Here is a 21,314-nt window from a genome sequence, read left to right as displayed (position 1 = left end):
GCGCAGGGCGCAGCATCCCTTCCCATCCACCCCACCCAGGAGGACTCATGACCACCGCACTCAACACCGACATCGACCGCGCCCAGTTCGGGCGCGAGTGGGAGGAGTGGCACCGCACGCACGAGACGCGGCGCGCCGACTCCCTCGGCTTCTTCGCGATCACGGGCCTGCACTGGCTCGGCGCCGCCCCGGTCACGCTGCCCGGCGCACCCGGCACCTGGCGTCTCGGCGAGGACGGCGTGGTCGTCGAGCTCGCCGACGGGGAGAGCCTGACGCTCGACGGCGAGACGCTCACCGGCACGCACGCGTTCGGCGCGATCCCCGAGCGCGGCAGCATCACGCCCACGTTCACCGACGGCGACGTCGCCGGCGCGGTCGAGATCGCGATCCGGGGCGGCCACACGATCCTGCGCCCGCGTCGCGCCGACCACCCGTTCCTCGCCGAGTACTCAAGCACGCCGACCTACGTGCCGAATCCGCGCTGGCGGGTCGCGGCGCGCTTCCGCCCGTTCGACGCCCCGCGCCCGACCGAGGTCGGGGCGGCGGTCGACGGACTCACCCACGTCTACGACGCGCCGGGGGTGCTGGAGTTCTCGTGGCGCGGTGAGGAGTTCGCGCTCACCGCGTTCGAGGGCAAGGCTCCGGGATCGCTTCTCGTGCTGTTCACGGACGCGACGAGCGGGATCACCACGTACGCGGCCAACCGCTCGGTCGGCATCGACGCGCCGGATGCCGACGGCTGGACGACCATCGACTTCAACCGCGCCGTCAACCTGCCCTGCGCGTACACGGACTTCGCGACGTGCCCGCTGCCCCCGGAGGGAAATCGCCTGCCGATCGGCGTCGAGGCCGGCGAGAAGACGCCGCTCGCACGTGTCGTCTCGAACACGGAGCTCGTCGCGCCGGGGGTGGCCGCATGAGGTTCCAGCTTCTCGACATCGTCCCCTACCGTGCCGATCCGATCACCGGGCGGCAGGTCTCGCCGGCCGAGCGGTTCGCCGAGACGCTGCAGCAGGCGATCCGCGCCGAGGAGCTGGGAGTGGATGCTGTCGCCATCGGCGAGCGGCATGCCGGGCATTTCATCTCCTCGTCGCCGACGGTGCTCCTGGGTGCGATCGCGGCGCAGACGCGCAGCATCCGTCTCAATTCCGGCGTGACCGTGCTGTCGGTGCTGGATCCGGTGCGCGTCGCCGAGGACTACGCGACCATCGACCAGCTCTCGGGCGGGCGCCTCGACATCACGATCGGCAAGGGCAACGAGGTGGCGCAGTTCCCGCTGTTCGGGCTCGACATCGACGACCAGTGGGAGCTGCTCGCCGAGAAGTACGAGCTGCTGCGGACGCTCTGGCGCGAGGAGGACGTCACGTGGCCGGGCACCGAGTTCACGCGGGCTCTCACCGGTGTGACGACGCTGCCGCGGCCGTTCGCGGGGGCGCCGCGCGTATGGCACGGATCGGCGACGACGCTGTTCTCGGCGGGCCTTGCTGCCAAGTTCGGCGACCCTCTGTTCAGCGCGAATGCGATCCAGCCGCTCGAGAACTACGGCGTGCTCGTCGACCACTACCGGTCGGAATACGCGCGCCACGGCCATGATCCTGCGGGCGCGTTCGTCGCCGCGGGATCCGGCGCGCTCTTCATCGCCGACACGACGCAGGAGGCGATCGCGCAATACGGACCGGTGTACAACGCGATCGTCGCCGCCACCAACGTGCCCGGGAACAACACTCCGTTCCGCGACATCGAGCACGCCGTCGCCGAGGGCCCCGCCCTCGTCGGCACACCGCAGCAGGTGATCGACAAGATCGCCCGGTTCCACGGCCGGCTCGGGCACGACCTGCAGTCGATCAGCCTCCCCACCACGGTGCCGTTCGCGCAGCAGCTCGAGATCCTCGAGCGCTTCGCCGTGGAGGTCGCGCCGGTGCTGCGGCGCGAGTTCCCGACGGCGCTATGGACGGATGCCGACCCGCTCGGTCAGCGCACCCCCGAACTCGCCGCGGTGTGAGTCCGGCTCCTCAATGACGGTTCAGGGCGCGGACTCCGCGCGGCGATCCCGCGCGCGGCCCGCGCTCTGGGCGTGTCTGGCCGCGGGCTTCGCGACGCTGTTCGACGCCGTGGTCATCACGTACGCCGCACCCGCCGTGAGCACGTCGCTCGGCGGTTCGACGGCGGGCGTGCAGTGGCTGCTCGCGTCGTTCTCGCTGACGTTCGGGCTCGGACTGATCCCGTCGGGACGCCTCGGTGATGTGTACGGGCGACGGCTGCTGTTCCTCGTCGGCCTCGGGATCTTCCTAGTCGGCGGCGTCGCCGCGGTGGTCGCGCCGACGATCGCGGTGCTGGTCGCGGCGCGGTTCGTGCAGGGTCTCGGCGCCGGCGTCATCAGCGCGCAGGTGCTCGGCGCGATCCAGGACCTGTTCACCGGCAGAGCGCGTTTGAGCGCCCTCGCCGCGTACACCGCGGTCGGCGGGCTCGCGGGTGTGCTCGGCCCGGTGCTCGCGGCCGCTCTGCTCGGGCTGTTCCCGGCCGATGCCGCGTGGCGTCTCGTGCTGCTGACGCCGCTGCCTCTGGTGGTCGCCGCCTTCGTGCTCGGATGGCGAGGGATGCCGGGACGCCGTGTCCGCGCGGAGGCCTCGGTGTCGGGCCACGTGTGGCTCGACCTGCCGGGCATCGTCCTCTTGTGCCTCGTGGTGGTGGCGCTGACGCTGCCGGTGGTGGAGCCGGGACTCTCAGGACTCTCGGGTCTGGCGGTGGCCGGCGCCGCGGTGGTGCTGGGGCTCGTGCTCGTGTGGTGGGAGCGCCGGTACGCACGGCGCGGACGGCTGCCGCTGTTCGCCCCGGCGCTGGTGCGGTCACGAGGGTTCGTCGTGGGAAACGTAGTCGCACTGCTGTGGTTCGGCAGCGGCATGGCTGCGGGTTCGGCGGTGACCCTGTACTTCTTGCAGTCGCCGGTGCTGTCGGCGCTGGTGATCGCGCTCGTGTTCGCTCCGGGTGCGCTGGCGCGCCTCGGCGGCTCTCTGTTCAGCCTGCGCGTGGTCGGCATCCTCGGGTCTTCGGCGACGGTGTGGCTGGGTCTCGGGCTGCAGGCCGTGCTCTTCGCGGGACTGGCGGTGGCGGCGCCGCTCGTGCCCGGCGGCGCGCTGTTCGTCCTCGCCGCGGTTACGCAGATCGGGTTGGGCATCGGTGGCGGGCTCGTCGAGCCGGTGGTGCGCGCCACCACCCTCTCGTTCGCGCCCGCCGAGCTGCACGGCGTCGCGGCGTCGTTCCTGCAGCTCACGCAGCGGCTGGCCGCGACGTTCCTCGTCGCCCTCGCCACCGGCATCCTGCTCACGTCGACAGGTGTGTCTACCGCCGCGACGCTGCAGGCGGCACTCGTGACGTGTGCGGCGGGCTCGGCGGTGGCGCTGGTGGCGTCGGCGGACCCCGCGTTCCGGCGGGCAGGGACGCGGGCAGAAGCTGCGGCGCCGCTGCGCGATGGCTCGCGAAGCGCTGCGAGGACGTGACTGGCTGCTTCTCCGGCGTCGGCGCCGTCTATCGTTCGGTGTCGCGGAGCTGTGCCAGCAGCACTGTCAAGGAGGTCAGCGCCCACGGCGCGAGGCAGCGGAGTCGCGGGGGTCAGTCGATGCGCACGGCCGATCCCGACACGACGATCCCGCCGGTCGCCCGGATGTCGACGGTGAGCTCGCTCGGCCTGCCGACGTGGCGCCCCTGGAAGATCACCACTTGCGCGGGCGCCTTCGCCGCGTGCGTGGCGCGAAGGTATCCGCCGGTCGCGGCCGCCGCTGCCCCGGTGGCCGGGTCTTCGATGATCGGGCCGACCGGGAAGACGTTGCGGGCGTGCCATCGATCAGCGCTTTCGGGCCACAGCACGATCATGGTCGCGGGCCACCCCCGCGCGTCGAGCACCGCGCGCGCCCGGTCGGGGTCGATCGCGAACCCGTCGAACACCACCCGGTCCTCCAGCACGACGAGCGGGTGCCAGTTGCCGCCGAACGCCTGCGCGGGGACGAAGTCCGGATGAAGGTGCTGGGCTGAGAGCCCGATCGCGCCGAGCACGTCGGCCAGGGCGTCCGCGGGCAGGGGGGCCATGTCCGGCTCGACGCTGGTGAACGACACCCGCCGTTCCCCGGAGTCCGTCGCCGTGACGATCTCGACGACGCCGACCGGAGTCTCGAACGAGATCGCGCCGTCGCCGTCGGCCTCCGCAATCGCTGCCGCCGCTGCGACGGTGGCGTGACCGCAGAACGGCACCTCGGCGAGGGGTGAGAAGTAGCGGATGCCGCGACGTTCGCCGCCGGCGCCCACGAAGGCTGTTTCGGCGTACCCGAGGTCCGCGGCGATCCCGAGCATCGCAGCATCCGTGAGTCCGTCCGCGTCCAGCACGACACCCGCAGGATTGCCTCCCGCGGGGTGGGAAGAGAAGGCCGTCCATCGCTGAATATCGATCGAAGTCACCTGGTCACGATAGGCGCCCACGCCCTGGCCTGGTCGCCAGGCAACGACCGATTCCTGCCGATCAGCGGGTGCGGCGTCGGCGTCGCGCGATCCCGATCCAGATCAGCACCAGGCCGACGATGAGCACGATCGGGCCGATCGTGGCCCACAGCGAGGACCCGGTCATCGCCGAGCCCTGCAGCACGCCGACACCCTGCAGGGTCCACACCAGCCCGATCGCGCCGAGGATCACGCCGGGCACGAGGAACGGCCACATTCGCTTCACGGTCCCGACCCTAGTTGCGCGCTGTCCCTCGCGACAGGTGCGCCCGCCATGGCGGCTCACCGACGTCGGGCCCCGCCGGACCGGGCGGTGGCAGGATCGGAGCGTGGTGTCGTTGACGCAGCCGGCGAGCGCGGACTGGCGCGAGCGTCCGGAGGGCTTCCAGCGCTGGGAGAGGTCGACGAGACTCGGCGAGGGCGACGACCTCTGGAACTGGGCGCGCGCCGAGGTGCTGAAGTGGGGCGTGAAGACCCGGAGCGGCTTCAGCGTCGACCCGGAGGAGACCGTACGCTCCGGCGATCGCCCGGTGATCGTGGCGCACCCCTTCGGGCTGTCGGTGCGCGAGCCCGTCGAGGTCGTCGCCGTCGTCGACGAGGACGACCGCGTCGGCTTCGCCTACCGGACGCTTCCCGGCCACCCGGTCACGGGGGAAGAGGCGTTCATCGTGCATCGCGTCGGCGCCTCGGTGATCCTCACCGTCCGCTCGCTCACGCGCCCAGGACGGCGACACTGGCGCCTGCTGTACCCGGTGCTGCTCCTCGCGCAGGCGGTCGCACGCCGCCGCTACCTCCGTGCACTGCGCGTCCGCGCGGCGCGCTGACCCTACTCCCCGCCGAGCTCCCCCGGGTTCGTGAGGCGCCACTCGTCCGTCGGCGGGACGATGGTGCCGTCGATCTCGATCGGAACGGTCACCGTGTTCGGGCCCGCGGTCCACGTGATGCTCCCGACCTCTTCACCGTCGGTATACGTCTTCGGCGTGGTCGTCGTCATCTCCACCGTGATCGGGGTGTCGGACCACGTGAAGATCGTCGCGTAGTCGGAGACGACGATCTGCGCCGAGGAGCCCCAGGGCGTCGTGATCGTGCCGACCTGCTGATCGCGCTTCGCGAGCGGCACCTCGTGGAAGCCGGCACGGATGCTGTCGATCAGCTCCATCACGTCATGGTTGACGTTCGCGCGGGTGAAGCCGCCGAGCAGGACTCCGGTCACGGCGAGCGGCTGCGCGGTTCCGACGGGGACGGATGCGGTGAACAGCAGGTTGTAGGTGCCCTCGCCGAGGTTGCCCGTCTTGAGGCCGGTGATCCCGTTGCTTCCGAGCAGGTCGTTGGTGTTCACGATCCGGCCCGGACCGGGCAGCGAGAGTGACGACGTCGCAGCGATGCTCGCGATCGTCGGATTCGCGGCGGCGAGCTTGCCGAGCGCGATGAGGTCGGACGGCGTGCTCGTGTTGCGCGCGTCGAGGCCGGTGGGCTCGACGATCGTCGTGCCGGTGAGCCCGTTCGCCGCGAGCCACCGCTGCGCGGCGCCGCGGAAGGCGCCCTGCGAGCCGAACGCCCACGTCGAGACGGCCTCCGCGTAGTTGCTCGCCGACGGGATCAGCATCGTCGCGATCGCGTCGTGCAGCGACATCGAGCTGCCCGTCGGCATGGCCGCGATCGTGGCACCGCGCACGTAGTACTGGTCGTAGAGATCGTGGTCGGCTCTGCTGAAGGTGATCGTGGGTCCGGGATCCGAGGCATCCGCCAGCGGATGCCGATCGAGGATCACGAGTGCCGTGATGACCTTCGTGATGCTCGCGATCGACTGCGGTTCGCTCGCGCCACTCGTCGCCCAGATGCCGCTCGCCTCCGGTCCGAGGTACTCGTCCGCACCGGCGACCGCGATCGCTGCGGAGCCGGTGGAGGGGAGCGCCAGAGCGGCAGCCGCCGGCACCGTCACGGGCGGCTCGTGCGTTTCGACGACGGGTGCGCTCAGCGGCGCCGTCAGCGCCCACCACACGTAACCGCCGGGGACGCCGAGCAGCACCACGAGCACGAGCGCCGTGACGATCAGACCGATGCGCCGCCGGCGACGCCGGGCCTCGGGATCGACCGAACGGCGCGGTGGCGCGCCGAACATCTGCTCCTGGCTGATCAGCTGCGTGAACTCTTCGAGCTCATCCGTCGGCTGCTGGGGTGTCGAAATGGAAGGCTCCCGTCCCGAATGCTGAACCCATCATGCAGCATTGAGACTGCCCGTCTCACGAGTCCGCAGAAAGAGCGCAGCGCCTCATGCCGGCGGAGCGAGCTCCTTCGCGAAGCACTGCGAGAACGCGAACGCCTTGTACGGCTCGAAGATCGGGATCGGCCGATACCCGATGCGCTCGTACAGCACCACCGCGTCGTGCTGGCGGTCACCTGTCTGCAGGATCAGCCGGCCGGCGCCGCGATCCTGCGCGATGCGCTCGAGTTCCCCCATCAGGGCGCGGCTCGCGCCCGTGCCGCGTGCGCGCGGCTTCACGAACACGCGCTTCACCTCGAGGTCGCGCGTGCCGTCGTGGGCGAGATCGCGCAGCGCCGCGTGACCGACCGCGTCGCCGGCTGCGTCCACGGCGAGCACGGTCGCGACGATCGTGTCAGGGTCGACCGCGAACGTGCGCTGGGCCTCCTCGGCCGCGGCGGGTGCAGCATCCGTGAGTCGATCCGCGTAGCGAGGCGAGACCTCAACGTCCATCGCCTCCCGCAGCGCTCGGGCGCGGGGGTCGTCCCACCGGACGGTCTCGAAGGTCCACGAGGCCTCGTCCGCCGACGCGGCCGCGGGCTCGGGCGCGAGGTCATAGCCGAACGTGTACAGCTCGATCCACCGGCCGGGCTGCACCTCCTTCAGCCCTTCGCGCTCCGACAGCCTCCGGAACCCGAGCTTCGCGTACAGCGCGTGGGCGCCAGTCATCTCGGGGCCGCTGTTCATCACCACGCGGTGCGAACCCCGCTCGCGCGCGAGCTCGATGACGTGGCGGGTGAGCGCCTCGCCGATCCCTCGCCCGCGGGCGGACGGAGCCACCGCGAGCTGCCGGAAGTCCGTCTCACCAGGCTGCGCCATCTCTGCGAGCGGTCGGTTCGGTCGCGCGACCCACACCGTCCCCAGGATTTCGCCATCGAGTTCGACCGCGATCCAGACATCTCCCCCGCGCACGCGGCTCGCGACGTCGCGCAGCGACGCGACGTACTCCGGCGACAGCGAGTCGTAGCTCGACAGGTACGCCTCGGCCGTCACTTCGCCGGCGCGCTCGTACTCCTCGGTGCGAACGAGCCGGATGGTCCAGTCGCGGGACACGGATGCTGCGCCCTCAGCGTCGCCGGCAGGCTCAGCCACTCCCGCGCTCCACGCTTCGGCGAGCAGCGCGTACGAGCGCACGCGGTCGGCGGGGTCGTGCGTGACCGTCGTGACCAGGAGCTCGTCGGCGCCGGTCACGCGCTGCAGCGTCTCGAGGCGCTCGACGACCGTCTCGGGAGACCCGACGAACTGCGTCTCGAGCCGGTCGCGCACGACGGCGAGTTCGTCGGCGGTCAGCGGGTCGGCGTCGGCCTCGTCGGGCGAGGGGAAGGGGACGGCGCCCTGGCCGGCGCGGATGCTGTGCACCCATCGACCGTTACCCGCGGCGAGACGGCGGGCCGCGGCATCCGTCTCCGCGACGACGGCGTCGACCGACACGATCACGTAGGGCTCGGCGATGCGCCCCGGGCGGAACGCGGCGCGGTACTCGGCGATCGCCTCGAGCACGAAGCCGGGGGCCACGTGGTAGTTCGCGCCGAACGGCAGCCCGAGCTCACCCGCGAGGCGGGCGCTGGGGCCGGCGGTCGAGCCGTGGATCCAGACCGTGACGTCGGCGCCTTCGGCGGGCGTGACGTGGATCGGAACGTCCTCGGGGGGCGAGAAGGTGCCGTCGAAGAACGACAGGATGTCGGCGACATCGTCGGCGAACCGTTCGGCATCGCCCTCGGTGCGCCCCAGCAGCCGCGCCTGCACGACGAAGCGCTCGGAGTCGAACCCGGCGAACGGGCGCGCGGCCGGCAGCAGCAGGCCGTCCACCACGCGGTCCTCGGGGGTCGACGGCAGCGCGGTCGCCGCGGCGCTGCGCGAACCCGAGCGGCCGATGCCGAGGTCGAAGCGGCCGGGGTGCAGCTGCGCCACGACGCCCGCCGCCTCGGCGACCTGCGCCGGCGAGTAGTTGGCGATGATCGTGGCGGCGGTGCCGACACGGATGCTGTGCGTCAGGGCCGCGACCGACGCGAGAAGCACGTGCGGCGCGGCGCCGGCGACACCGGGATTGAAGTGGAGCTCCGCCACCCAGTAGCGCCGGTAGCCGAGGCGCTCGGCCGCCTGCGCGAGCTCGATGCTGGCACGCAGGCCGTCGGCGGGAGTCTGACCCGAGCCGAACGGCGACAGGTCGAGGACGGAGAGCGGAACGCGGGACATGTGTGCTCCCTGGAGAAGGTGCGGCGGTGGCACGCGGCGAGATCGCAGGGGCACAGAATCGGAGGTCTTCGGTGACGCGCCGGGTGGCAGCATCCGCTTCCCGGCGTGTCGTCCGCAACCTCCGATTCTGTGCCCGTCGGAGTCAGGACTTGGGCAGTCCCGGCGGGTTGATGAGGCTCTCGTCGACGCGCTCCGACTCGAGGTCCCAGATCTTCAGGACCTCGTCGTACTGGCCGTTCTCGATGAGGTGGTTGAGCGCGATGCCGACCGGCTCGATGAGGCCGTTGCCCTTGGCGGTGGCGGCGGCGATGTTCGCGGTCAGGGGCCAGCCGCCGGGCACGAGGCCGACGAGCTTGGTGTCACCGGTCTCGCGGGCAGCCCACGCCGACGTCGCGTTCGGACCGAACGTCGCGTCGATGCGGCCCGACTGCAGCGCGAGCACTGTCGCGGCGTTGTCGTCGAAGTACTGCAGTTCGGCGGGCTCCTCGCCCGCGGCCTCGAGCTCCTCGTTCCAGGCGAGCAGCACCTGCTCCTGGTTCGTTCCCGAGCCGACCGCGATCTTGAGGCCCGAGATGTCGGCGGCCTCCTCGATCTTCTCGATGTCGCTGTCGCTCTTCACGTAGAAGCCGAGCAGGTCCTCGCGGTAGCTCGCGAAGTCGTAGAGCTCCTTGCGCTCCTCGGTGACGGTGACGTTCGACGTGATGAGGTCGTACTTGCCCGACTGGATGCCGAGGGGCCAGTCCGCCCAGGCGACGACGACCGGGTTGTACTCGAGGCCGAGCGCGTCCGCGATCAGGGCGCCGATGTTGGGCTCGGTGCCGGCGGGGTTCGTCTCGCCCTCGGGGATGTAGCCCAGCGGCGGGACGTATGCCGAGTGCGCCACGGTGAGCTTGCCCGGCTCGACGGGCTCGAAGCCGCTCGCCTCGAGCGCCTCGACGGCTTCGGCCACGGGCTCGTCGAGACGGACCCACTGGATCTCATCGGTCGTGACGTTCGCCTCGGTGGTCTCGGCCGGTGCGGCCGCCTCGGCGGGCTGGTTCTGGTTGACGCCCCAGACGATGCCGCCGACGATCGCGGCCACCGCGACGGCGCCGACACCGATCGCGATGCCCTGCTTCTTACTCAGTGCCATGTGCTGTGTTTCCTTTTCTCGGGTGGAGGACTCGATGTCGAGATCTCGGTGTCAGGCCAGAACCTTCGCGAGGAAGTCCTGGACGCGGGGGTGCTTCGGTGCGACGAGCACCTCGGAGGGCGGGCCCTGCTCGATCACGACGCCGCCGTCGAGGAAGACGACGCGGTCGGCGACCTCGCGGGCGAAGCCGACCTCGTGCGTGACGATGACGAGCGTCGTGCCCAGCTGGGCGAGGTCGCGGATGACGTCGAGCACCTCGCCGACGAGCTCCGGGTCCAGCGCGCTGGTGGGCTCGTCGAACAGGATCACCTTGGGCTTGAGGGCGAGGGCGCGCGCGATCGCGACGCGCTGCTGCTGCCCGCCCGAGAGCTGCCGGGGGTAGTGCTCGGCCTTGTCGGCGAGGCCGACGCGGTCGAGGAGGCCCAGCGCGAGCTCGCGCGCGTCGTCCTTTGAGAGCCGACCGAGGGCGACGGGCGCCTCGGTGACGTTCTCGAGCGCGGTCAGGTGCGGGAAGAGGTTGAAGTTCTGGAAGACGATGCCGATCTGCGTGCGGCGCTCCAGCACTTCGCGCTCGCGCAGCTCGTAGAGCTTGTCGCCGCGCAGCTCGTAGCCGATCAGCTGGCCGTCGACAGTGACCGAGCCGCGGTCGACGCTCTCGAGATGGTTGATGGTGCGCAGCAGGGTCGACTTGCCCGAGCCGCTGGGGCCGAGGATGGCGACGACCTCGCCGGGCTGCACCGTCAGGTCGATGCCGCGCAGCACCTCGATGCCGCCGTAGCTCTTGTGGACGTTGTGGATCTCCACGAGGCCGCGCGTGGGGGTCTCCGTGATGGTGGTGGTCATGTCAGCGCGCTCCGAACTTCGCGTCGTTGCTCGAACCCTGCTGAGCCGCAGAGGTCCGGGGCGCAGCATCCGTCCCCTCCAGAGGAGGTGGTGAAGCGTCGCTGTCGCCGAGGCGGGCCCACTGCACGGCGATCCAGTGGCGCGCCAGCTGCACGGGCGTCGGCGGCAGCACGCGCACGGTGCCGCGGGCGTAGTGCCGCTCGATGTAGTACTGCGCGATGCTCAGGATCGTGGTGATGATCGTGTACCAGACCACGGCGACCAGGAGCAGCGGGATCACGCGGCTGTTGCGGTTGTAGATGACCTGCACGGCGTAGAAGACCTCCGGGATCGCGATCACGAACACCACCGACGCGCCCTTGACGAGGCCGATCACCTCGTTGGTGGCGTTCGGCACGATCGAGCGCATCGCCTGCGGCAGGATGATGCGGGTCAGCCGGCGGCGCGGAGGGATGCCGAGTGCCGCGGCCGCCTCGAGCTGGCCCTGGTCGACCGACAGGAGGCCGCCGCGGATGATCTCCGCCGAATAGGCCGCCTGGTTGAGGCTGAGGCCGAGGATCGCGGCCGCGAAGGCGCTGATCAGCTGCACCGTCGGGAACTCGACGATCCAGAAGTCCGTCGTGAACGGGGTGCCGAGGCCGAGGGTCGGGTACAGGTAGCCGAGGTTGTACCAGACGATGATCTGCACCACGAGGGGCACCGAGCGGAAGAACCAGATGAACACCCACGCGGCCGAGTTGAGCAGCGGCGACTTCGCGAGGCGGGCGAGCGCGAGCAGCGTGCCGAGGAAGAAGCCGATCGTCGCCGAGATCACGGTGAGCGCCAGCGTGATGCCCACGCCCTGCAGCACGGGCTCCGAGAGGAAGTAGTGCGCGAAGACGTCCCACCCGTAGTTCTCGTTGGTCACCAGCGACCACGCGAACTGGGCGACGACGAACAGCACGACGATGCCGATCGACCACCGGAACCAGTGCCGGGTGTGGACCACTCGCAGGTCGCCGAGGTCGACGCGCGACGACGCCGCGGTCGTCGGCGTCGCGGCTTCGGCGGCGCCTTCCTGGCGGCGGAGGGTGTCGGTCATGAGGGGCTCCTCGGTCGGGGCGCGGGTTCGGGGGGAGTGCAGGTCGGTGCGCCGGTAGGCCGAAGGTAGAGCCGGGCCGCGCCCGCCGCCCAACCCCGCAGGCCGCGCAGTGACACGGATCGTGACGGTGTGCAACGCGGCGTCACACTCCGGAATCGGGCGACGCAGTCGGGGTCGGAGGGGACGCGGCGACCTACCGTGGCCGCATGTCCGACAACCCGTTCGCCGTTGCCCTCGAGCTGGACGCCCACGGCGCCCACCCCGCTTCCGGCGCCGCTGCATCAGGCGCCCTGTCGCCTCGCCTGCTCGCCTCCCGCGTCGCGAGCGCCGAGCGCTTCGGCTTCACCGCCGTGACGTTCGACGACTCACCGCTGCCGGTGGACGACACGGTCGCCCGGCTCGACGCCGTGCAGCGCGCCGCGTACGTCGCGCCGCTCACCTCGGCCATCGGCCTCGTGCCGGTCGCGCACGTCGCGTACAGCGAGCCGTTCCACGTCGCGACGCAGCTCGCGAGCCTCGACTGGGCCTCGAACGGACGCGCGGGCTGGATCGCCGCGGCCTCGGGATCCCTGCGCGAGGCCGCCGCCTACGGGCGCGAGGCGCTGACCGACGCCGAGCTCGCCCGCGAGCGCGACGACGTCATCGAGGTGGCCCGCCGGCTCTGGGACTCGTGGGAGGACGACGCCGTCATCCAAGACGTGGCGACCGGCCGCTACCTCGACGCCGACAAGCTCCACTACGTCGACTTCGAGGGCGAGCGCTTCTCGGTGAAGGGGCCCCTCATCACGCCACGGCCCCCGCAGGGGCAGCTCGTAGTGGTGGCGCCGGCCGGCGCGGCCGGCGCGGACGTCGCGCTGGTCACCGGTGCCGATCCGGCGGAGATCACGGATGCTGCGTCCCGCGCGCGTGCCGCGGGCGCGGGACTCGTCTGGGCCGAGGTCGAGGTCGTGCTCGATGCGCGCGGGGTGTCCGCGGCGCGGCGTCTCGACGCCCTCGGAGCGTGGCCGGACGCCGGGCGCCTGCGCCACGCCGGCGGGGCGGACGGTCTGGTCGCGCTGATCGCGGAGGTCGCAGCATCCGTCGATGGCGTTCGCCTGCACGTCGCCGAAATCGATGTCGATCTCGAGGAGGTGGGACGCGCGGTCCTGCCGGTGCTGAGGGAGCGGATCGGCTTCCGCTCGCCACGTGCCGGAGAGACCCTGCGCGACGCGCTCGGCCTCGAGCGCCCCGTCAGCCGCTACGTCACCACCACTGCCCGCACCGCTGTGAAGGAGTTCGCATGACCACGTCCCGTCGCATCCAATTCGGCGTGTTCTTTCAGGGGGTCAACTTCGGCACCATCTGGTCGAGCGACCGCAGCGGCTCGCAGTACGACTTCGAGTCGTTCCGCCGCATCGCCCAGACCGCCGAGCGCGGCCTGTTCTCGGCCTTCTTCCTCGGCGAGGGCCTGCGGCTGCGCGAGCATTTCGGGCGCATCCACGACCTCGACATCGCGGGCCGCCCCGACGCGCAGACGCAGCTCGCGGCGCTGGCGGCCGTCACCGAGCGCATCGGGCTCGTCGCGACGCAGAACACCACCTACAACGACCCGTACGACCTGGCGAAGCGCCTGAACTCTCTCGATCTCTTGAGCGAGGGTCGCGCGGGCTGGAACATCGTCACGACCGACAACGCCTGGACCGGCGCCAACTTCCGCCGCGGCGGCTACCTCGAGCACGCCGATCGCTATCGCCGGGCGGCGCAGTTCGTGTCCGCCGCACAGCGGCTGTGGGATGCCGGCGCGGGCGGCGTCGGAACCCCGGTCTCGGTCGCCGACCAGCTGGTGTCGTTCGATGCTCCCGCGCCGCTGCCGCCGAGCCCGCAGGGGCGGCCGGTGCTGTTCCAGGCGGGCGACTCGGACGAAGGCCGTGAGTTCGCGGCGTCCAGCGCCGACGTCATCTTCTCGGGGCACCCCGGCCTGGAGGACGCTGCGGCGTTCGCGGCCGATGTGCGTCGCCGGCTCCCCCGCCACGGTCGCTCGCTCGACGAGCTCAAGTTCTTCCCGGGCGCGCAGTTCATCCTGGCGGCGACCGATGCCGAGGCCCGCGACAAGGCCGAGTGGGTCACGCGCGCCCAGGTGTCGCCGCAGACGGCGATCCGCTTCCTCGAGCCGATCTGGGGCCGCGACCTCTCGGAGTACGACGCCGAGGGACCCTTCCCCGACATCGACCCCGTCGTCGACGAGGTGGACGGGCAGCGCGGGTCGCTGTTCCAGGGGCGCCGCGCGCTCGAGACGGCGAGCGAGTGGCGCGAGAGCGCGGCCGCCGAGGGACTGTCGATCCGCGAGTTCGTCATCAAGCGCTCGTCGCTGCGTACGTTCGTGGGCGGGTACTCGACGATCGCCGACCGCATCGTGGAGTACGTCGACGCGGGTGCGGTGGACGGCTTCAACGTCTCGCCGTACCTCGTGCCGGAGGGCCTCGACGACATCGTCGACGGGCTCATCCCCGAGCTCCAGGAGCGAGGCATCTACCCGACGGAGTACGTGGGCACCACGCTGCGGGAGAACCTCGGCCTGCCGGAGGTCGGCGAACGGGCGGAGCTCGCGGCCTGACATTCGATAACGGATGCTGCGGTCCCACGCCACGGCTAGGGGCCCGGGGGGGCAGCATCCATGCGTCTTCCTGAGATCAGGAGATCAGGCGGAGGCAGGACGATTCAACGGGGATCGTCCTGCGTGGGTCAGATCTCCTGATCCGGTGGACGAGGCTCAGCCGAGCGCGGTGACGAGGTGCGCGTTGCGCCGCGCGATGAGTCGGCGCACGTAGGGGACGAGGACCAGGCGCTCGGCGAGGGACCCGAAGACCGGGGAGGCGACCGTGATGGTGTCGGTCATGCGGGACCCGTCGGCGAGCTGCTCGAAGCGGTGCTCGTGGACGAAGGTCTTGAATGGCCCCCGCACCTGCTTGTCGACGAAGCGTGACGGGCGGTCGAGCGCCGTGATCTGCGAGGTCATGGTCCACCAGACGCCGAAGTGGCGGGCTCGCCAGGTCACCGTCTCCCCCAGGCCGATCCGTCCCGCGGTGACACCGGCGACAGCGCGCTCCGCCGACGGAGACATCGACGCGACGTGCGCGTCGATGTCGAGCGAGAGGTCGAAGAGCGCCTCGACCGGGTACGGGGTCTCGGTCACCAGCGTGAAGGTGGAGGTCACGTCTCCATACTGGTGGCACGCAGCCCCTGGTACGCCGGCGGGTGCCGACCGTAGGGTGGGCCCGTGTCGGTCAGGTCGGTCGTCAGGAGCGCCATCGGTGCTGCGTTGCTCGTCAACGCCGTGCCACACGGGGTGAGCGGCGTGCAGGGGAGGCCGTTTCCCAGTCCGTTCGCCGAGCCGCCGGGTGTGGGGCTGTCGTCGCCGCGGGTGAACGTCTTGTGGAGCGCGGCGAACGCGATCGCGGGCGTGCTGCTGTTGCGACGAGGCATCCGTTCCCGGAGCGAAGCCGTCGGAGCGGCCGCGGGTGCGATCGCGATGGCCGTGACGATCTCGTTTCACTTCGGCGATGTGCTCGCCGGTGGAAGCGGGCTTCGGGGGCTGGCGGGGAGAGGCTTCGGGGGTGGTTCGGGTCCGCCGCGCGTTCTCGTGAAGCTGACGGAACCGATCGCGACCGCACTCGCCGGACGCCGCTGGTTCCCGCTGTGGGCGGTGCTGCACCATCGTGGGCGCAAGAGCGGCACGGAATACTCGACTCCCGTCGCCGTGGTGCCCTCGGTGGATCCGGCGCTGGTCCTCATCGGTCTGCCGTGGGGTCGGAACACGAACTGGGCTCGGAACGTCGTCGCGGCGGGGTCCGCCGCCGTCACCTGGTCGGGCGCGATCCACTCGACCTCGTCGCCCCGCATCATCGAGCCGGCGGAGGCGGCAGATCTCGCGAAGCCGATGTTCCGCGCGATCGTGGCGCGGATGCCGGCGGCGATCGTGCTGAGGCGGTCATCAGGGTCAGATTTTTGAGCGATCCTGCGTCATGTGGATTCTCCTTCAATGTCGGAGGTGTGTTCTAGGGTCGAAGCATGTTCATCGACCCGGAGCTCCCCCACCAGGCGTTCCCTGATGAGCTCGATCTGGTCGTCGAAGCCGCCGACATGATGACGGTGCTCGCCGCGCAGCGCTTGGTGCGTATCGACGCGATGCGGCGCGAGGCGCTCCGCGACGCGACGCGCCACGGACGAGTCCTGACCGAGGTGTTGGAGCGAGGGGTACGACTGGAACTCGCGGCCGCGCTGCGCATCACGGAGAATGCGGCGGGCGATCTGCTGGGCTTCGCGGAGGCGTTGGTGCATTCGTATCCCGCAGTGCTGACGTCGATGGAGCGCGCACGCATCACGGAGCGGCACGCCGAGATCCTCGTCGCCGCAGTGAACGAACTCGAACCGGAGTTCCGCGCACAGGTGCTCGAGCCCGGCCTCGCGCTGGCCGAGGCGGAGGCGGTGGGCACGTTCCGCCGCAAGCTCCGTACGCTCGTCGACACCGTGAGATCGGCGACGCTCACCGAACGATACGAACGCGCCGTGACGAAGCGCCGGATCGCCGTGGAGCCCGACGACGACGGGATGGGGTGGCTGCACCTTTACGGTCCGATGGTCGCGATCACCGCAGCACACACACGGGCCACCGCGATGGCGAAGATCGTCAAGGCAGCCGACGGCGACACGCGCACCCTCGACCAGGCCCGCGCCGACGTGGTGCTCGACCTGCTCATCGACGGCTCGGTCGAAGCCCATCCCGATCAGGCGCGCGGCGTGCGGGCGACGGTGTTCGTCACCGTCCCGGTGCTCGCACTCCTGCACGAAACCGACGCCTCTCGCGCGGCCGCGGGCATCGACCCGCCGGTCGTCGAAGGGATCGGGCCGATCCCGCTGCCCGTGGCTCGGGAGCTGGCCGGCGGCGCGCCCGGGTGGACGCGGGTACTCACCCACCCCGAGACGGGAATGGTCCTCTCCGTCGGCCGTGATCTGTACCGGCCCCCGCCGGCGCTGGCGAAGCTCGTGAAGTGGCGGGCGGATCGATGCATGGGGCCAGGCTGCGGGATGCCGGCCTCCCGGTGCGACATCGACCACAACGTCGATTGGGCCCTCGGCGGAAACACCGAACTGACGAATCTGGGGCCGCTGTGCGAAGGCCACCACACCGTCAGACATCACACCGACTGGACGATCGAACAGGTCCCCGGTTCGGGTGGTGCCATCCTGTGGACGTCGCCCGCCGGTCGCCAGTACCTCGTCAAGCCGGAGCGCACCGTGCCCGTGTTCCGTTCGACGGACCACGGCGACGCGCCGTTCTGATCGCCACCCTGCTGTCGATGCTGGGTGCCGTTCCGCCGCGCCCTCGAGGGCCACGTCCGAGAGTCTGGGACAAGGACGCCGCGCAGCCGCTGAGCGGATACAGGCCTTAACAGTTCGGCGGCGAGTGACCCGCTCCGCCCGCCTGGCTCTCGTACGTCCCGGTGTGAACCATCGTGGCGCCATGTGACGAAGCGATGCCCGGTGCGGCCCACTCCGGCCGTAGCGTAACGCCGAGGAGCGGCATCCGTCCGTCCGACATCGTCCGTCCGTCCGAGAGGATCACCCGCCATGACCGACACCACCGACACCGCGGCCGAGCCCACGTTCGACGCGCCCCTCATCACCGCCGAAGAAGCCGCCGGGCGCGCCGCGGCGGGCGCTCTCGTCATCGACGTGCGCAGCGACGCCGGCCGGGCGCGCGACGGTGTCATCCCCGGGTCCATCCGCGGCGACCGGAACAACCTCGACGCGCAGTTCCTCATCGACTCACCCGAGAAGTTCGCCGAGATCACCGACTGGGACCAGGACATCGTCATCGTGTGCGGCACGATCAACGGGTCGGGCCCCGTCGCCGAGCAGCTCCGCGCGAAGGGCTTCACGAACGTCGCCCACGTCGACGGCGGCTTCCCCGCGTGGAAGGAGTCGGGCGCACCCACCGCGGAGGCCCCGGCCGCCGAGTAGACACTCGGCACCGGATCACGGATGCTTCGGCCCTGCCCCCGCGGGCGGGTCGAAGCATCCGTCATTGCGTCAGGCAGTTCGCAGGATCCGCTCCGTCACGCGCGCCGAGAAGTGGAGCGCGTCGACCGGAATGCGCTCGTCCGCGGCGTGGAACTGCGCGAACACGTCGAAGTCGCGGGGAACCCGCAGCGGCACGAACCCGTAGCCGTGGATGCCGAGCTTCGCGAAGTGCTTGTTGTCGGTGCTGGCCGGCAGCAGGTACGGCACGACGACGCCGTCGGGGTCGTCGACCGAGATCGCGTCCTGGAAGACGTCGATGATCGGCGCGTCGACGGGCGCCTCGGTCGCCGACCACCAGCGCCCCTCGCGGATGTCGATGTCGTCGCCGACGAGTTCGCGCAGGCCCTCGCGCAGCGCGTCGTCCTGCCCCGGGAGGATGCGGATGTCGAGCCGTGCTGCAGCCTCGGCCGGGATGATGTTCGTCTTGTCGCCGGCGTCGAGCACGGTCGGGGTCGCGGTGTTGCGCGTCGTCGCGCCGACGAGCGACGACACGAACCCGAGGCTGTCGAGGTCGTCGGCGAGCGACTCGTCCGTGAAGGCGAGCCCCCGGGCCTCGCCGAACACGTCGAGGAACCGCTGCAGCGCGGGCGTGCGCACCACCGGGAAGCGGTGCTCGCCGACGGCGGCCACCGCACGCGCGAGCCGCACCACGCTGTTGTCGGCGGTGGGCCGCGAGCCGTGCGCCGCGCGGCCGCGGGCGCGAAGGGTCGACCACGCGACGCCCTTCTCGCTCGTCGCCACGAGGTACGCGCGGCGGTCGTCGCCAGGGTCGGCGGCAAGCGGCACCGAGAATCCACCCACCTCGCTCAGCGCCTCGGTCACACCGGCGAACAGTTCGGAGCGGTTCTCGACCAGCCACCCCGCTCCCCACACGCCGCCGCTCTCTTCATCGGCGAGGAACGCGAAGACCAGGTCGCGCCGCGGCACGATCCCTTCGCGGGCGAAGTGCCGCGCCACCGCGAGGATCGTCCCCGCGTAGTTCTTCATGTCGACGGCACCGCGACCGTACAGGTAGCCGTCCTCGATGTCGGCGCCGAACGGCGGGTGCGTCCAGTCCTTCTCCTCGACCGGCACGACGTCGAGATGCGCGTGCACGAGCAGGGCGCCGGCGTCAGGATCGCTCCCCGGAATGCGCGCGATGAGAGACCCCCGGCCCGGACGCGACTCGACGAACTCCGACTCGACGCCGACCTCGGCCAGGCGCTCCTGCACCCACCGCGCCGCGCGGGCCTCGCCGTCGCCGATGGTCGCGGCGACGCCGGTGTTGACGGTCTCGATGCGGATGAGATCGCGCACGAACTGCAGCGCCTCGTCCTCCAGCAGCGTCGGCACGGGCTTCTCCCTCGGTTCGGGCACGGCGGTCACTCCGCCGGGCCCGAGGTTAGCCCGACTCCTCCCTCCCGCGTCCCTCCGCGCGCCACGCGGGGTCACACCCCGACGCGCCGCGACACAGGTCAGTCGATATGGTGAGCGCATGACGCGCACACGGGGATGGGCGACAGTGTGGACGGTGCTGCGATTCGCGATGGCGGCGGTGACGATCACCGCGATCACCGCGCAGCTGACGAAGTCGATCGGCACGGCCATCGAGCTCGGCCGCGACGTCCCGACGACGATCGCGAACTTCTTCAGCTTCTTCACGATCCTCTCGAACGCCTCCTCGGCGATCGTGCTGGCGTGGATCGCGCTCTGGTACCTCTTCAAGGGGCGCCGACAGGAGACGGATGCTGAGCCCCACGGTCTTGCGGTCGCGCTGGCGTGTGTCAGCACGTACATGATCATCACCGGCATCGTCTACAACACCCTGCTGCGAGGCATCGAGCTGCCGCAGGGCAGCGAGCCCATCCCGTGGTCGAATGAGGTGCTGCACCTGATCGGCCCGATCTTCCTGCTTCTCGACGTGTTCCTCGGGCCGCTCCGCCGAGCGCTCCCCTGGCGCACCCTCTGGGCGGTGGTCGCTTTTCCGATCGTCTGGGTGATCTACACGATGATCCGAGGACCCCTCGTCACCAACCAGGCGAGCGGCGATCCGTTCTGGTACCCGTACCCGTTCCTCAACCCCAACAACCCCGGTGGCTGGCCCTCGGTGGTCCTCTACGTCATCGGGATCGCGGCCGCGATCGTCGCGGTCGGGGCCTTCGTCGTGTGGTGGGGCCGGCGCCGAGTGGCCACCGCTGGAGCATCCCGCGACGCCGAAGCGGCAGCATCCGTCCCCTCCTCCGTCGCGTCGGACTGACGTCCAACCAGCCGTTCCCACAGGCTGAATCGTGTCCCCCGAACGGTGGACACGCCCGGATTTCCGCGGCTTTTGTCGACGTTGTCCACCAAACGGTGGACACGTTGTAGCTTCCTGACAACGCCGGGTGCCGGGCGCGCGTTTTCCGCACGTTGCCGACACAAAGGTTTGATACACCCCCGTATCGAGGGGGGTACATCTGTGCTCGGGGCAGAAAGCGACACGCACTACGCGTGATGTCGAAAGGGGTAGGACATGCACTGGGCATGGTTTCGAATCGCCGCGGCACTCACCGGGATCTCCGGAGTCGTTGCGGGGTTCATCGTCAACGTAGACCGCGCAGCGCGCCAGGGGCAGGGCCTCGGCGATGTGCTGGCGAACTACTTCAGCCTGTTCACGATCGTGTCGACGCTGCTCAGCATCGTCACACTGTTCGCGGCCGCATCATGGGCGATGCGGCACCCGGGCTCCTCGCGCGAGCCGTTCGGCATCGCGCTGGCCCTGGCGGCGGTCACGGGTCCCGTGCTGCTGCTCGGGCTGGTCTACAACGCACTGCTGCGCGGACTGCCGTCGGCCGTCGCGCTGGGCGACTCCGCCGGGATCGCGATGCTCGACAAGTACGCGGCCGAGGTGCTGCACGTGGTCCTGCCGATCTACTTCGTGCTGGACCTGCTGCTGGCCCCGCGCCGGCGGGCGCTGCCCTGGTGGTCGCTCGCGGTGCTGGTCGGCTACCCGCTGGCATGGACGACGTACACGATGGTCCGCGGCGAGCGCGTCGCGAACCCCGACGGCACCACACCGTGGTGGTACCCGTACCCGTTCCTCGACCCGCACGGCGCAGGCGGCTACTCGTCGGCGTTCACCTACATCGCGGTGATCCTCGTCGGGTTCCTGGCGATCGGCTCGATCATCATCCTGATCGGCCGGTACCGCGAGAAGCGCGCCACGGGCCACGGCGCACCGGCCGCGCGCCACACGCTGGCTATCTGAGCTCGGCAGAGCACGGAGAGGTGGG

20 protein-coding genes are annotated in these 21,314 nt (G+C 70.8%); 11 read left to right on the top strand and 9 right to left on the bottom strand.

From position 1 onward, the window contains the following. The first annotated feature begins 47 nt into the window (after nt 1–47). The 3 genes from ACVN90_RS00355 to ACVN90_RS00345 are packed head-to-tail and all read left to right on the top strand — an operon-like array spanning nt 48 to nt 3,497. Nucleotides 48–920, top strand: a complete 873-nt coding sequence (locus ACVN90_RS00355) for a DUF1684 domain-containing protein (RefSeq protein ID WP_475100179.1) — start codon at nt 48–50, stop codon at nt 918–920. Next, a complete protein-coding gene (locus ACVN90_RS00350; RefSeq protein WP_475100178.1) occupies nt 917–2,002 on the top strand; it encodes an LLM class flavin-dependent oxidoreductase in 1,086 nt (361 codons plus the stop codon). Before ACVN90_RS00355 ends, ACVN90_RS00350 begins: the two co-directional genes overlap by 4 nt. Nucleotides 2,003–2,015: 13 nt before the next feature. Continuing rightward, a complete protein-coding gene (locus ACVN90_RS00345) occupies nt 2,016–3,497 on the top strand; it encodes an MFS transporter (RefSeq protein ID WP_475100177.1) in 1,482 nt (493 codons plus the stop codon). Between the two features lie 112 nt (nt 3,498–3,609). Here the strand turns inward: ACVN90_RS00345 and ACVN90_RS00340 are convergent, their stop codons facing one another. Together ACVN90_RS00340 and ACVN90_RS00335 are read right to left on the bottom strand one after the other, a co-directional pair. Further along, nucleotides 3,610–4,449 carry a PhzF family phenazine biosynthesis protein gene (locus ACVN90_RS00340; protein ID WP_475100176.1) on the bottom strand — a complete coding sequence of 280 codons (840 nt, stop codon included), beginning with the start codon at nt 4,447–4,449 and terminating at the stop codon, nt 3,610–3,612. 61 nt (nt 4,450–4,510) lie between these two features. After that, nucleotides 4,511–4,705 (bottom strand): hypothetical protein, encoded by a 195-nt coding sequence (locus ACVN90_RS00335; protein WP_475102167.1) that lies wholly within the window; start codon nt 4,703–4,705, stop codon nt 4,511–4,513. 112 nt (nt 4,706–4,817) lie between these two features. Between ACVN90_RS00335 and ACVN90_RS00330 the strand changes: the two genes are divergently transcribed. Then, a complete protein-coding gene (locus ACVN90_RS00330) occupies nt 4,818–5,312 on the top strand; it encodes a DUF1990 family protein (RefSeq protein ID WP_475100175.1) in 495 nt (164 codons plus the stop codon). Nucleotides 5,313–5,314: 2 nt separating this feature from the next. Here the strand turns inward: ACVN90_RS00330 and ACVN90_RS00325 are convergent, their stop codons facing one another. From ACVN90_RS00325 to ACVN90_RS00305, 5 genes are all read right to left on the bottom strand, one after another. Next, nucleotides 5,315–6,610 carry a D-alanyl-D-alanine carboxypeptidase family protein gene (locus tag ACVN90_RS00325; RefSeq protein WP_475100174.1) on the bottom strand — a complete coding sequence of 432 codons (1,296 nt, stop codon included), beginning with the start codon at nt 6,608–6,610 and terminating at the stop codon, nt 5,315–5,317. A 150-nt stretch (nt 6,611–6,760) separates the two neighbouring features. Then, nucleotides 6,761–8,947, bottom strand: coding sequence for an LLM class flavin-dependent oxidoreductase (locus tag ACVN90_RS00320; protein ID WP_475100173.1), 2,187 nt, complete (start codon nt 8,945–8,947; stop codon nt 6,761–6,763). Between the two features lie 142 nt (nt 8,948–9,089). Continuing rightward, complete coding sequence (locus ACVN90_RS00315) at nt 9,090–10,079, bottom strand: ABC transporter substrate-binding protein (protein WP_475100172.1); 990 nt, start codon at nt 10,077–10,079, stop codon at nt 9,090–9,092. A gap of 51 nt (nt 10,080–10,130) precedes the next feature. Further along, the gene (locus tag ACVN90_RS00310; protein ID WP_475100171.1) at nt 10,131–10,922 is read right to left on the bottom strand and encodes an amino acid ABC transporter ATP-binding protein; all 792 of its coding nucleotides are present in this window, start codon (nt 10,920–10,922) and stop codon (nt 10,131–10,133) included. A gap of 1 nt (nt 10,923) precedes the next feature. Then, nucleotides 10,924–12,003 (bottom strand): amino acid ABC transporter permease, encoded by a 1,080-nt coding sequence (locus tag ACVN90_RS00305; protein WP_475100170.1) that lies wholly within the window; start codon nt 12,001–12,003, stop codon nt 10,924–10,926. 206 nt (nt 12,004–12,209) lie between these two features. Here ACVN90_RS00305 and ACVN90_RS00300 point away from each other — a divergent pair, with 206 nt between their 5' ends. Together ACVN90_RS00300 and ACVN90_RS00295 are read left to right on the top strand one after the other, a co-directional pair. Continuing rightward, on the top strand, nt 12,210–13,286 hold the full coding sequence (locus ACVN90_RS00300) for an LLM class flavin-dependent oxidoreductase (RefSeq protein ID WP_475100169.1): 1,077 nt from the start codon (nt 12,210–12,212) through the stop codon (nt 13,284–13,286). Continuing rightward, complete coding sequence (locus tag ACVN90_RS00295; RefSeq protein ID WP_475100168.1) at nt 13,283–14,596, top strand: LLM class flavin-dependent oxidoreductase; 1,314 nt, start codon at nt 13,283–13,285, stop codon at nt 14,594–14,596. The genes ACVN90_RS00300 and ACVN90_RS00295 overlap by 4 nt, the downstream gene beginning before the upstream one ends. A gap of 156 nt (nt 14,597–14,752) precedes the next feature. On the opposite strand, the gene ACVN90_RS00290 is transcribed toward ACVN90_RS00295, so the two are convergent. Further along, nucleotides 14,753–15,196, bottom strand: coding sequence for an SRPBCC family protein (locus ACVN90_RS00290; RefSeq protein WP_475100167.1), 444 nt, complete (start codon nt 15,194–15,196; stop codon nt 14,753–14,755). A gap of 63 nt (nt 15,197–15,259) precedes the next feature. Between ACVN90_RS00290 and ACVN90_RS00285 the strand changes: the two genes are divergently transcribed. The 3 genes from ACVN90_RS00285 (at nt 15,260) to ACVN90_RS00275 (ending at nt 18,003) form a co-directional block, all read left to right on the top strand. Further along, nucleotides 15,260–15,991 (top strand): nitroreductase family deazaflavin-dependent oxidoreductase, encoded by a 732-nt coding sequence (locus ACVN90_RS00285; protein WP_475100166.1) that lies wholly within the window; start codon nt 15,260–15,262, stop codon nt 15,989–15,991. A gap of 59 nt (nt 15,992–16,050) precedes the next feature. After that, entirely contained in the window at nt 16,051–17,322 is a 1,272-nt protein-coding gene (locus ACVN90_RS00280) for an HNH endonuclease signature motif containing protein (protein WP_475100165.1), read from the top strand. 288 nt (nt 17,323–17,610) lie between these two features. Then, nucleotides 17,611–18,003 carry a rhodanese-like domain-containing protein gene (locus ACVN90_RS00275; protein WP_475100164.1) on the top strand — a complete coding sequence of 131 codons (393 nt, stop codon included), beginning with the start codon at nt 17,611–17,613 and terminating at the stop codon, nt 18,001–18,003. 69 nt (nt 18,004–18,072) lie between these two features. Here the strand turns inward: ACVN90_RS00275 and ACVN90_RS00270 are convergent, their stop codons facing one another. Then, a complete protein-coding gene (locus ACVN90_RS00270) occupies nt 18,073–19,419 on the bottom strand; it encodes a M20/M25/M40 family metallo-hydrolase (RefSeq protein WP_475100163.1) in 1,347 nt (448 codons plus the stop codon). Between the two features lie 118 nt (nt 19,420–19,537). Here ACVN90_RS00270 and ACVN90_RS00265 point away from each other — a divergent pair, with 118 nt between their 5' ends. Both ACVN90_RS00265 and ACVN90_RS00260 read left to right on the top strand, forming a co-directional pair. Beyond that, on the top strand, nt 19,538–20,299 hold the full coding sequence (locus ACVN90_RS00265; RefSeq protein WP_475100162.1) for a Pr6Pr family membrane protein: 762 nt from the start codon (nt 19,538–19,540) through the stop codon (nt 20,297–20,299). Between the two features lie 255 nt (nt 20,300–20,554). Further along, nucleotides 20,555–21,289, top strand: coding sequence for a Pr6Pr family membrane protein (locus ACVN90_RS00260; protein WP_475100161.1), 735 nt, complete (start codon nt 20,555–20,557; stop codon nt 21,287–21,289). Nucleotides 21,290–21,314: the final 25 nt, after the last annotated feature.

The sequence above is a fragment of the Microbacterium sp. F01 genome (assembly GCF_056156365.1).
This window is presented reverse-complemented; position numbering and strand designations above follow the sequence as displayed.